This is a genomic window from Pseudomonas sp. GM49, from assembly GCF_000282355.1.
Lineage (GTDB): Bacteria > Pseudomonadota > Gammaproteobacteria > Pseudomonadales > Pseudomonadaceae > Aquipseudomonas.
The window spans coordinates 1-11215 of sequence record NZ_AKJL01000082.1; the positions used below are offsets into that span (position 1 = coordinate 1).

Annotated in this window: 11 protein-coding genes; 4 read left to right on the plus strand and 7 right to left on the minus strand. The window is 59.3% G+C overall.

The window, feature by feature from the left end; genetic code table 11:
* The first annotated feature begins 122 nt into the window (after positions 1–122).
* The 3 genes from hemN to PMI29_RS21465 all read left to right on the plus strand — a co-directional run bounded on the left by hemN (position 123) and on the right by PMI29_RS21465 (position 2961).
* The gene (gene hemN / locus PMI29_RS21475) at positions 123–1505 is read left to right on the plus strand and encodes an oxygen-independent coproporphyrinogen III oxidase (protein ID WP_033052169.1); all 1383 of its coding nucleotides are present in this window, start codon (positions 123–125) and stop codon (positions 1503–1505) included.
* Positions 1506–1597: 92 nt separating this feature from the next.
* The gene (gene fnr, locus PMI29_RS21470; protein WP_007995802.1) at positions 1598–2332 is read left to right on the plus strand and encodes a fumarate/nitrate reduction transcriptional regulator Fnr; all 735 of its coding nucleotides are present in this window, start codon (positions 1598–1600) and stop codon (positions 2330–2332) included.
* Positions 2333–2412: 80 nt separating this feature from the next.
* Positions 2413–2961, plus strand: coding sequence for an adenine phosphoribosyltransferase (locus PMI29_RS21465; RefSeq protein ID WP_007995804.1), 549 nt, complete (start codon positions 2413–2415; stop codon positions 2959–2961).
* Between the two features lie 135 nt (positions 2962–3096).
* Here the strand turns inward: PMI29_RS21465 and PMI29_RS21460 are convergent, their stop codons facing one another.
* The 5 genes from PMI29_RS21460 to dnaX form a co-directional block, all read right to left on the minus strand.
* The gene (locus PMI29_RS21460) at positions 3097–4245 is read right to left on the minus strand and encodes an acyl-CoA dehydrogenase family protein (protein WP_007995807.1); all 1149 of its coding nucleotides are present in this window, start codon (positions 4243–4245) and stop codon (positions 3097–3099) included.
* 207 nt (positions 4246–4452) lie between these two features.
* Positions 4453–5055: a recombination mediator RecR gene (gene recR / locus PMI29_RS21455; protein WP_007995809.1), complete on the minus strand. Its 603-nt coding sequence runs from the start codon at positions 5053–5055 to the stop codon at positions 4453–4455.
* Positions 5056–5134: 79 nt separating this feature from the next.
* The gene (locus PMI29_RS21450; RefSeq protein WP_007995810.1) at positions 5135–6169 is read right to left on the minus strand and encodes an NADP-dependent oxidoreductase; all 1035 of its coding nucleotides are present in this window, start codon (positions 6167–6169) and stop codon (positions 5135–5137) included.
* A gap of 217 nt (positions 6170–6386) precedes the next feature.
* On the minus strand, positions 6387–6725 hold the full coding sequence (locus PMI29_RS21445; protein WP_007995811.1) for a YbaB/EbfC family nucleoid-associated protein: 339 nt from the start codon (positions 6723–6725) through the stop codon (positions 6387–6389).
* A gap of 68 nt (positions 6726–6793) precedes the next feature.
* Positions 6794–8863 carry a DNA polymerase III subunit gamma/tau gene (dnaX, locus tag PMI29_RS21440; protein ID WP_007995813.1) on the minus strand — a complete coding sequence of 690 codons (2070 nt, stop codon included), beginning with the start codon at positions 8861–8863 and terminating at the stop codon, positions 6794–6796.
* Between the two features lie 123 nt (positions 8864–8986).
* On the opposite strand from dnaX, the gene PMI29_RS21435 reads away from it, so the two are divergent.
* Complete coding sequence (locus PMI29_RS21435; RefSeq protein WP_007995815.1) at positions 8987–9784, plus strand: substrate-binding periplasmic protein; 798 nt, start codon at positions 8987–8989, stop codon at positions 9782–9784.
* Between the two features lie 148 nt (positions 9785–9932).
* Here the strand turns inward: PMI29_RS21435 and PMI29_RS21430 are convergent, their stop codons facing one another.
* Positions 9933–10553, minus strand: coding sequence for a methyltransferase family protein (locus PMI29_RS21430; RefSeq protein ID WP_007995818.1), 621 nt, complete (start codon positions 10551–10553; stop codon positions 9933–9935).
* 383 nt (positions 10554–10936) lie between these two features.
* A partial coding sequence (locus PMI29_RS32525; RefSeq protein WP_238541643.1) for a hypothetical protein occupies positions 10937–11215 on the minus strand: 279 nt, incomplete at its 5' end.

An 11215-nucleotide genomic window follows, 5' to 3' on the forward strand; every position in this document is an offset into this window, starting at 1 on the left:
GGGGGCAAGCCCCCTCGCCACAAATGAGCTTCAAACGCCCACTTGATGCAAATCAAGATCCCCCGACCCGCCCTCGCATAAAGTGGCTGACACTGCCAGCCTATCCGGGGAATGCCCGCATGATGCTCGACGCCATTCGTTGGGACACCGATCTGATCCGCCGTTATGACCTGGCGGGACCACGCTACACCTCGTACCCGACTGCCGTGCAATTCAACAGCCAGGTCGGCACCTTTGACCTGTTCCATGCCCTGCGCGACAGCCGCAAGACTCAACGCCCGTTGTCGCTGTACGTGCACGTGCCGTTCTGCGCGAACATTTGCTATTACTGCGCCTGCAACAAGGTCATCACCAAGGATCGCGGCCGGGCGCTGCCTTATTTGCAGCGCCTGGAACAGGAAATCCAGTTGATCGCCTGCCACCTCGACCCCACGCAGAAAGTCGAGCAACTGCACTTCGGTGGCGGCACGCCGACCTTTCTCAGCCACGACGAGCTGCGCCAATTGATGGCGCATTTGCGCAAACACTTCAATTTGCTGGACGACGACTCCGGCGACTACGGCATCGAGATAGACCCGCGCGAGGCCGACTGGTCGACCATGGGCCTGCTGCGCGAACTGGGTTTCAATCGGGTCAGCATCGGCCTGCAAGACCTTGACCCGGCGGTCCAGCGAGCGGTCAATCGCCTGCAAAGCCTGGAAGAAACTCGCGCGGTGATCGACGCCGCCCGCACCTTGCAGTTTCGCTCGATCAATATCGACCTGATCTACGGCCTGCCGAAACAGACGCCGGAAAATTTCGCCCGCACCGTCGAAGAGGTCATCCACCTGCAACCGGACAGGTTATCGGTGTTCAACTACGCCCACTTGCCGGAACGCTTCATGCCGCAGCGGCGCATCAACAGCAATGAACTGCCGACACCCGCTCAGAAGCTGGAAATGCTGCACCGCACCATTGAGCAACTGATCAACGCCGGCTACCGCTACATCGGCATGGACCACTTCGCCCTGCCCGACGATGAGCTGGCGATTGCCCAGGAAGAGTCGACCCTGCAACGCAACTTCCAGGGCTACACCACCCACGGTCATTGCGATCTGATCGGCCTCGGCGTCTCGGCGATCAGCCAGATCGGCGACCTCTACTGCCAGAACAGCAGCGACTTGAACCAGTATCAGAACGCGCTCGCAGCGTCGCAGCTGGCCACCAGTCGCGGCCTGCTGTGCAATGCCGACGACCGCCTGCGGCGCGCGGTCATTCAGCAATTGATCTGCACCTTCAGCCTGGAATTTTCCGACATCGAACAGGTTTTCAACATCGATTTTCAGGGCTATTTCGGCGAACTCTGGCCCCAACTGCAAGACATGGCCAAAGACGGGCTGATCGAGCTCGACCGCGAACGGATCACTATCCTGCCCGCCGGGCGTTTGTTGGTACGCTCGGTGTGCATGGTCTTCGACGCGTATCTGGAACAACACAGCCGCCAGCGCTTTTCCCGGGTGATCTAGGCCACTGCGACAAAGCGCCACGGACTGGCCTCAATCTCCTTGGGTGAGTTACCCTTACATCTTATGTGTGTTTTCCCACAAGGATTGAAGAAATGTCCGAGCCAGTAAAACTGCGCGCTCATAATCAAGCCCATTGCAAGGATTGCAGCCTGGCCCCTCTTTGCCTGCCACTTTCGTTGAATCTGGAAGACATGGATGCGCTGGACGAAATCGTCAAACGTGGCCGGCCGCTGAAAAAAGGCGAATTTCTGTTCCGCCAGGGCGATACCTTCGATTCTGTTTACGCAGTCCGTTCTGGCGCCCTCAAGACCTTCAGCCTGAGCGACACCGGCGAAGAACAGCTCACCGGCTTTCACCTGCCCAGCGAACTGGTCGGCCTGTCGGGCATGGACACCGAAAAGCATCCGGTGTCGGCGCAAGCCCTGGAAACCACTTCAGTGTGTGAGATCCCCTTTGAACGCCTCGACGAACTGGCCCTGCAACTGCCGCAGTTGCGCCGTCAGTTGATGCGCGTGATGAGCCGCGAAATTCGCGATGACCAGCAGATGATGCTGCTGTTGTCGAAAAAGACCGCCGACGAACGCATCGCCACCTTCCTGGTCAACCTTTCGGCACGCTTCCGCGCCCGGGGTTTTTCCGCCAATCAGTTCCGCCTGAGCATGTCGCGCAACGAAATCGGCAACTACCTGGGCCTGGCGGTGGAAACCGTGTCTCGCGTCTTTACGCGCTTCCAGCAGAACGAACTGATCGCGGCAGAAGGCAAGGAAATCCGGATTATCGACCCGATACAGCTTTGCGCCCTGGCCGGTGGCTCACTGGAAAGCTGAAACAAACCGTAGCGGCTGAGCGAAACGGTTCAGCCGCCGTTATACTTCGTCGTTTGCAGCCCTGCCAGGATTCTCCGACTATGGCCTTCGACTCCTTCGACATCAAATCCCTTATCCGCCCTGTCATCGACTTCCCGAAACCGGGCGTGATCTTTCGCGACATCACCCCGCTGTTCCAGTCGCCCACGGCCCTGCGCCTGGTGATGGACAGCTTCGCCCATCGTTATGTCGAGGCTGACTTCACCCATATCGGCGCCATGGACGCCCGCGGCTTCCTGATCGGTTCGGTACTGGCCTATCAGTTGAACAAGCCGCTGGTGCTGTTCCGCAAGCAAGGCAAACTGCCGGCCGACGTGCTGGCCGAGGGCTATGCGACCGAGTACGGCGAAGCCTTCCTGGAAGTGCATGCCGACAGCTTGTGCGAGGGTGACTCGGTGGTGATGTTCGATGACCTGATCGCCACCGGCGGCACCCTGATTGCCGCCGCCAACCTGATCCGCCGCATGGGCGCGCGAGTGCATGAAGCGGCCGCGATCATCGACCTGCCGGAGCTGGGTGGCTCGCAACGCCTGGAAGACATGGGCATTCCTACGTTCTGCCTGACGCAGTTTGCGTTGGCTGATAAGTAAGCGGCGCCTGTCAGACCGCCATCGCGAGCAAGCTCGCTCCCACAGGAATCTCTGTAGTAAACACAATTTGTGTCTACCCATGATCCCCTGTGGGAGCGAGCTTGCTCGCGATGGCGTCAGCCGCCACACCGCCGATTACAGCCCCATCTGCTTGCTGATGATCTCGTTCATCACTTCCCGCGTCCCGCCACCAATCGACAGAATCCGGTTGTCGCGGTACAGCCGCTCCACCAGACTTTCGCGCATGTAACCCAGCCCACCCAATATCTGCACCGCATCGTTGACGATCCGGTCAGCCGTATCCGTCGCAAAGTTCTTGGCCATGGAAATTTCCTTGATCACGCTCTGCCCCGCCGCAATTTTCGCGGCCTGGCGGTAAGTGAACTCCCGGGACACTTCCAGCGCAGTCGCCATCTCGGCGAGGCGATGCCTGATCACCTGAAACTTGCCGATCGGCTTGCCAAAGGCTTCGCGCTGGCGCGCCCACTTCAGGCTCTCCTCCAGTGCAAGTTGCGCGGTCATGTTGGCCATCAATGCCAAGGCCAGGCGTTCGCTCTGGAAATTGCCCATGATGCAGGCAAAGCCCATGTTCTCGGTGCCGATCAGATTTCCTGCGGGCACCCGGCAATCATCGAAGAACAGTTCAGCCGTGTCTGACGCCCACCAACCCATTTTCTTCAGCTGCCGTCCTACGGTGAAACCGGGCGTGCCCTTCTCGATCAACAACAGGCTGATGCCCGCGAAACCCGGTTCGCCGGTTCGCACTGCGACGGTATAGAAATCCGCGCGCACGCCGCTGGTAATAAAGGTCTTGCTGCCACTGACCCGATAGAAATCGCCATCGCGCACTGCGCGGGTTTGCAGGTTGGCGACGTCAGATCCACCGCCAGGCTCGGTGATGGCCAGGGCGCTGATCTTCTCTCCCGACAGCACCTGGGGCAGCACCCGATCTCGCACTTCGGGCCGGGCCCACTTGAGAATGGGCGGCAAGCCGATATCCAGCGAGCCCAGACCGGCAACCAGCCCGCCTGAGCCGCAGCGCATCAACTCTTCACTGGCGGCAACCTTGGCGAACAGATCCCCTTCATGGCTGCCCCCGTAAGCCTCCGGGTACCCAATGCCGAGAATCCCTGCTGCGCCGGCCTTGAGGTAGAGCTCGCGAGGAAAGCTTTCGGCTTCTTCCCACAGCTCGATATCAGGAAGAATCTCGCGTTCGACGAAACGTCTGACGCTGTCACGGACCAATTGGTGGCTGGGGTCGAAGTATTCCTGAAAGGCAGACATCGGCGAGCTCCACTGAAGGGGTCAGTGAAGTTAACCGAGCGCTTGCTTGGTTTTCAACAGGATTGTGTCATTCAGACGGACCGCGTCGCCTGCATCGCGAGCAAGCTCGCTCCCACAGGGTAGTGCGGCGTACATAAAACCAATGTGGGAGCGAGCTTGCTCCGGGCGGCGATCCGACGATGGCGTCAGCATGGACGCCACATGAACTCAGAGCGAAATAGGCTTACGCCCGGCAAATGAATGCGCCAGCGTCCCGCCATCCACCAGTTCCAGCTCACCACCGAGCGGTACGCCGTGGGCGATGCGCGAGGCGATCAGGCCTTTGTTGCTGAGCAACTGGGCGATGTAGTGTGCGGTGGCCTCACCTTCCACGGTCGGGTTGGTGGCCAGGATGACTTCGGTGAAGGTACCCGCCTCTTCGATTCGCGCCATCAATTGCGGAATGCCGATGGCTTCCGGGCCCAAACCGTCGAGCGGCGACAGATGCCCCTTGAGCACGAAATAGCGACCGCGGAAACCGGTCTGCTCCACCGCATAGACGTCCATCGGACCTTCCACCACGCAGAGCAAGGTGTCGTCGCGACGGGTATCGGCGCATTGCGGGCAAAGATCATCCTCAGTCAGCGTACGGCACAAACGGCAGTGGCCGACCCCTTCCATCGCCTGACTCAGGGCCAGTGCCAGTCGTGAGCCGCCGCTGCGGTCACGCTCAAGCAACTGCAACGCCATGCGCTGGGCGGTTTTCTGACCCACGCCGGGCAAAATTCGCAGGGCGTCGATCAGTTGGCGAATCAAAGGGCTGAAGCTCATGGTGGAAAAGTCCGACAAAACAACGAGACGCGGTTTATACCCGCGCCTCGGTTGAGCGTCAAATTGCAGCGTCAATTACTCAGTCCCGGGAAACCCGAACCACCAATTTGCCGAAGTTGCGTCCCTCCAGCAGGCCGATGAACGCATCGGGCGCCTGCTCCAGGCCATCGACCACGTCCTCGCGGAACTTCACCTTGCCGTCGCGTACCCAGGGCGCCATGGCACTGAGGAACTCCGGCTGGCGATCACCATAGTCATCGAACACGATAAAGCCCTGAATGCGCACCCGCTTGGTCAACAGGGTGCGTTGCAACAGTGGCAGACGATCCGGCCCGCTCGGCGCTTCATGGGCGTTATAGGAGGCAATCAGGCCGCACAGTGGAACCCGCGCCTTGGGGTTGAGCAACGGCACCACGGCGTCGAACACCTTGCCACCAACGTTTTCATAATAAATGTCGATGCCCTTGGGACAGGCCTGCGCCAGCTCATCAGCAAAGTCCGGGCTCCTGTGGTCGATGCAGGCATCGAAGCCCAGCTCTTCGACGACATAACGGCACTTGCTCGCACCGCCGGCCACGCCGACCACGCGCAAGCCCTTGATCTTCGCCACCTGGCCGACTACCGAACCCACCGCGCCGGACGCCGCTGCAACCACCAGGGTTTCGCCAGCCTTGGGTTGGCCGATATCCATCAGCCCCATGTACGCGGTCATGCCTGGCATGCCCAGCACCCCGAGGGCCATCGACGCACTTGGCAACCCCGACGGCACCGGGATGATGCTGCGCCCGTCATTGATGCTGTGGCTTTGCCAACCGGTGGCACCGACCACCAGGTCACCTTCCTGAAACTTTGGATTAAGGGAACGCTCGACCCGGCTGACAGCGCCCCCGGTCATGACTTCGCCGATTTCCACCGGTGCGGCGTAGGAAGGTGCGTCACTCATGCGTCCGCGCATGTAGGGATCCAGTGACAGGAAAACGGTCTTGAGCAGCACCTGACCGTCGGCCAGATCCGGCAACGCTACCCGCTCCATGCGGAAGTTTTCCGGCGTCGGCGCGCCGACCGGGCGAGAAGCCAGGACAATGCGTTGATTGAGGGTAATGGGGTCGGACATGGCAGCGTCTCCTGTGATCGATGGGGTTCGGTGATATAGGGAGCAGACCTTTGTGGCGGTATGGCGTTCGATGTGTTTTCAGTTGTACCGGGGCGACTTCATCGCGAGCAAGCTCGCGATGACGGCATTTCAGACACCACATTTCCAATGCCAGAAACAAAAATGCCAAGCGCAATGCCTGGCATTTTTTGTAGCTCATCTGCCGCCTGATGGCGAATCAGAATGGCAGTTTCATGCCCGGTGGCAGTTGCATGCCGGCGGTCATGCTGCCCATTTTTTCCTGGCTGTTGGCTTCGATCTTGCGCACGGCATCGTTGACCGCGGATGCAATGACCGCTTCCAGCATTTCCTTGTCGTCTTCGCTCATGCCTTCGACCAGGCTCGGGTCGATGGTCACGCTCTTGACGTCATGACGACCGGTCATCACCACGGTGACCATATCGCCACCGGCCTTACCGGTGACTTCGGCGTTGGCCAGCTCTTCCTGCATCTTGGCCATTTTTTCCTGCATCTGCTGCGCCTGCTTCATCAGGCCGGCCATGCCACCTTTCATCATGGTAATCACCTCAAAAGTACTTGGATCAAAACAGCGCCCGGCGGAGTGTAGCCGAGCGCCTTCAGTTATTAGCCCTGAGTGACCAGGGCGTCGACAGGTTCAATAGTATCGTTACGGACCACCGCACCGAACTGCTGCATCATTTGCTGGATGAACGGATCGCCGTGGATCGATTCCTCCGCCTCGCGCTGACGGTTGGCGCGGCGGCGCGAAGCCGCTTGTGCCGGGGTTTCCTGCTCGGGCTTGATCAGCTCGATGCTCAGGGTCAGCGTGCGCTGGTGATACTGGTTCAGCGCATCGTTGAGGCGACGCTGTTGAGTGGCGTTGAACAAGGCACTGTGGGCCGGGTCCAGGTGCATCAGCCAATTGTCGCCATCCACCGCGATCAGCGTGCAGTTGGCGGCGATGCTGCCGGTCATGCCAGAGATCGGCAATTTCGGGAACAACTCCAGCCATTGCAGGGCCAGACCGGTGGCCGGCATTGCCGCGGGCTCAGGCTCTGGCTCCGGAGCAGGCTCGGCGGCATGTTCGCTGGCCAACTCGTCGAGGTAACTGTAGGCCGAATCCATGTCCGGCTCGATGTAATCCTCGTCCAGCGGCGGCTCGTCATCCAGGTCCATGCCCGGCATCGCGGCATCGACGTCGGCCACCGAAGGTTCAGGGATCGGCGCGGCAGCCCATTCCGGGGCGTCCGGCACCACGCTGTCCGGCGTCGGCAACGGCATCGGCGGTAAATCGGGTTGTTCGCTGGCGGTTTCCAGCACCGGCTCCACCGCCGGTTGCTGAACGGGCGCCGGCTCGACCGGGTCATTCCACGGCAGGTCGACAACCTCTTCGACCACGACCGCCTCAACCACAGGCGCAGGCTCTGGCACAACGACCGGCGCTACCGGTGCAGGTGCAGGTGCCGCCACTGGCGCAGCCGCCATCGGTGCAACGGCCGCAGCGACTACCGGCGCAACAACCGGCGCGGCAGCCACTGAGTTTGCGGAATCAACTGTGGCCTGGCTGATCCCCACTGGCTTTAGCGGTTGCCTTGGGGCATCCGCGGTGTCTGCGGGCCGGAACGCCAGCATCCGCAGCAACACCATTTCAAAACCGCCCCGGGGATCCGGCGCCAGCGGCAAGTCGCGGCGGCCGATCAGGCCCATCTGGTAGTAGAACTGCACGTCTTCGGCCGGCAAGGCCCGGGCCAGTGCCAGCACGCGATCACGGTCGCCGTGACCGTTATCGACACCCTCTGGCAAGGCCTGGGCGATGGCAACACGGTGCAGCACATTGAGAATTTCCGAGAGCACGCCGTTCCAGTCCGGACCTTGTTCGGCCAGGTGGCGGACGGCTTCGAGCAACGCCCTGGCATCGCCTTCGATCAGCGCATGCAGGACATCGTAGACCTGCCCGTGATCGAGGGTCCCGAGCATCGCCCGCACGTCGGCGGCCATGACCTTGCCTTCACCGAAGGCAATCGCCTGGTCGGTCAGGCTCATGGCATCCCGCATCGACCCGTCGGCGGCGCGGCCCAGCAGCCACAGCGCATCGTCCTCGAACGGCACGTTCTCGACACCCAGCACGTGGGTCAAGTGCTCGACGACACGCTCGGGCGTCATGTTCTTCAGGGAGAACTGCAGGCACCGCGACAGAATCGTTGCCGGAAGTTTCTGCGGGTCAGTGGTCGCCAGGATGAACTTGACGTAGGGTGGCGGTTCTTCGAGGGTTTTGAGCAGCGCGTTGAAGGAATGGCTGGAGAGCATGTGCACTTCGTCGATCAGGTAGACCTTGAAGCGCCCACGGCTCGGGGCGTACTGCACATTGTCGAGCAACTCGCGAGTGTCTTCGACCTTGGTGCGGCTCGCGGCGTCGATCTCGATCAGGTCGACAAAGCGGCCTTCGTCGATTTCGCGACACACCGAACACTCGCCACAGGGGGTCGAAGTGATACCTTTTTCACAGTTCAGGCATTTGGCTATGATCCGCGCGATGGTGGTCTTGCCGACCCCACGGGTACCGGTGAAGAGGTAGGCGTGGTGCAGCCGCTGGCTGTCCAAGGCATTGATCAGAGCCTTGAGCACATGGGTCTGGCCGACCATTTCGCGGAACGAGCGCGGACGCCATTTACGTGCAAGAACCTGATAACTCATCGAAAACCGTCGCAGCGAAGGAAGCAGAAGCGGCTAATGCTAGCGGAGCAAGGCATAAATTGCATCCGGTGCGCTCGTGTATTCTGGCTAAGCTGCACATCGCAGGCATTTAATGGAGTGTTTATGCGGCTGGCCATGGGGGCATTGCTGTTGATCAGCCTGGACGGCGTGGCCGCGCAAGCACCGCTGCGCTTCGTGATATCCGACAGCTGGACCATGCCCATGGTGCAGCTTGAACGGGGCAAACCGACCCAAGGCATTCTGTATGACGTGATGGTCAGCCTCGCGACTCAGGTCGGCGTACCGGTCGAATTCCATGTGCTGCCCCGCGGGCGGGTGGAAAACGCCATGGAACAAGGCGAGGTCGATATCCGCTGTTATGCCGCGCAATCGTGGCTGCCCCGTCAGTCCGGCGACTACCTCTGGAGCATCCCGCTCTTTACCCAGCCCGACCTGTTGATCACCCCGAATTCGCGCCCCGCTGCAGTGAATCCGGCGGAGTTGCCACAACAGTCCATCGGCACCGTGCTGGGCTACAGCTACCCGACCCTGCAACCGCTGTTCGACACCGATCAACTGCATCGCGACGACGCACGCAATCAGGAACTGGTGCTGGAAAAGCTCCTCGCCGGCCGCAACCGCTATGCCGTCAGCAATCAATGGAGCCTGGACTGGTTCAATCAGCGCCTGCTACCGGAGCAACAGCTGCGCAGCGTGGCAGTGCTGCAGGAGCAGAATGTCGGCTGCTACGTGCGCAACGACCCGCAAGTGCCGGTGCAGCGCATTCTGCACACCCTGATGCGGATGAAGATGTCCGGGGAGATCGATAAGATTGTTCGGTTGTATACCGGTGGCGAGCCGGCGGCTGTGGATAAATCGGAAACGACAAAAAACCGCCCCGGACAAGTTCCTGGCAGCTAGTGAAAGTTTTTTCAGAAAGATAACGCGAGAGAACACTCGCGTGGCGTTAAGGTGGCAACCCTGCCAGCCACACCCCGGCACACAATGTCACCGCTGCGGCTGCTCCTGACCTGACGACCATGTAAGGGCGCCAGCCAACACCCGAAAACTAAAACAAGAATGGAACAAGCCGATAACGAACACCCTGCATATACTCTCGATATGATGGATCAAGAGAAAGATGCGCCTCTTCTCGAAATATTCGCGCGACCAGAAAACCGATAGTTCCCACATAGATAGCTATATTAGCCAGTGATGTATTTGCCAATACATAGCCCGTAAATGTCAGACAATAACTAGCATAGATTGGATGACGCACCACGCGATACATCCACGCAGTCTTGATAACCCGCTTTGCGGCAACGAGCGCAAAGCTGCGGTTTAGAGAAAGTATACCCAGCACCTGAATGATCGTTCCCACAACTATCAGAAAACTTGCCCACGGGAGTACCCCCCAAGTCTCCGGCCGGAAAAACAATGGGGTAAAAGTCCCACCTGCCGCCATCAACCAGTCGAGCGGAATGAGCGAAACCGTCTTTGGCTCGCTTCGAAAAATGTACAAAACTGCTGTCAGCGTCTCGGAGAGACAGAACAAAAGCATCGTCAGTTGTTGCGTTTCTAGAAATCGGACCAAATGAACATAAGCAAAAACACTCCACACCCCCGCCAGGATAACTCCGCTATAAAATCCGACCCATCTCGACTGCAGCACTGCAGACAATGAACTCATGCCAGAAACTCCTGTCCGAAAAGTAACCAAAATCCGTTTTGAGGCGCCTTGATTTGCCCCCCCCTTGCCCACTGACATTGTCGACACCGTGATTGCGTCATCACTGATCATCACAGCCTAGCCAAAAATCAGACTTCAAGTCTCCATCTTGAAAATACTCTGATAGCAAGACTGAAATCCGTTCCCGCCTGACTCTGCGACAAGACAAAACTCCGACATTCTCACGACTTCTGGCAAAACGCACGTCTGCCTTGATGCCTTGGAACTATTATCCCTTACAACTTGATAGAATTAAGCATCTATCCATAATAACCAATAGGACCAAATAGCTATCTGCGCAAATATCGAATCCTCATAACAACATGCCCAGCTATTCGATTTGCCTATGGCGATGACTCCGTTAAGCCAAAAAAATCAGCAGGACATTGCAGCGAGAAGGTGCGCAGAGATACCACAGCAAGGAAACTGGAGAGCGCAGCAAGGTTTTGAAGAGTGCAAACGTAAAGCTTGCGCGTCTCGTATGGTGCACCACTTCGGCGTACCTGAACGCTGTCACACTTCGAGATTTTTGTACTGACAAATCCTTGTAGACTCAAGGATTCAGAGATAGGTGGCGACCCCACCAGCCACACCCCGGCACACAATGTCACCGCTGCGGCTGG

Coding starts and splice junctions, on each gene's coding strand:
- PMI29_RS21450 (WP_007995810.1), bottom strand. CDS start 6,169: ATGTCCGACCCCATTACCCTCAATCAACGCATTGTCCTGGCTTCTCGC.
- PMI29_RS21435 (WP_007995815.1), top strand. CDS start 8,987: ATGCGGCTGGCCATGGGGGCATTGCTGTTGATCAGCCTGGACGGCGTG.
- PMI29_RS21460 (WP_007995807.1), bottom strand. CDS start 4,245: ATGTCTGCCTTTCAGGAATACTTCGACCCCAGCCACCAATTGGTCCGT.
- hemN (WP_033052169.1), top strand. CDS start 123: ATGCTCGACGCCATTCGTTGGGACACCGATCTGATCCGCCGTTATGAC.
- fnr (WP_007995802.1), top strand. CDS start 1,598: ATGTCCGAGCCAGTAAAACTGCGCGCTCATAATCAAGCCCATTGCAAG.
- PMI29_RS21465 (WP_007995804.1), top strand. CDS start 2,413: ATGGCCTTCGACTCCTTCGACATCAAATCCCTTATCCGCCCTGTCATC.
- dnaX (WP_007995813.1), bottom strand. CDS start 8,863: ATGAGTTATCAGGTTCTTGCACGTAAATGGCGTCCGCGCTCGTTCCGC.
- PMI29_RS21430 (WP_007995818.1), bottom strand. CDS start 10,553: ATGAGTTCATTGTCTGCAGTGCTGCAGTCGAGATGGGTCGGATTTTAT.
- PMI29_RS21445 (WP_007995811.1), bottom strand. CDS start 6,725: ATGATGAAAGGTGGCATGGCCGGCCTGATGAAGCAGGCGCAGCAGATG.
- recR (WP_007995809.1), bottom strand. CDS start 5,055: ATGAGCTTCAGCCCTTTGATTCGCCAACTGATCGACGCCCTGCGAATT.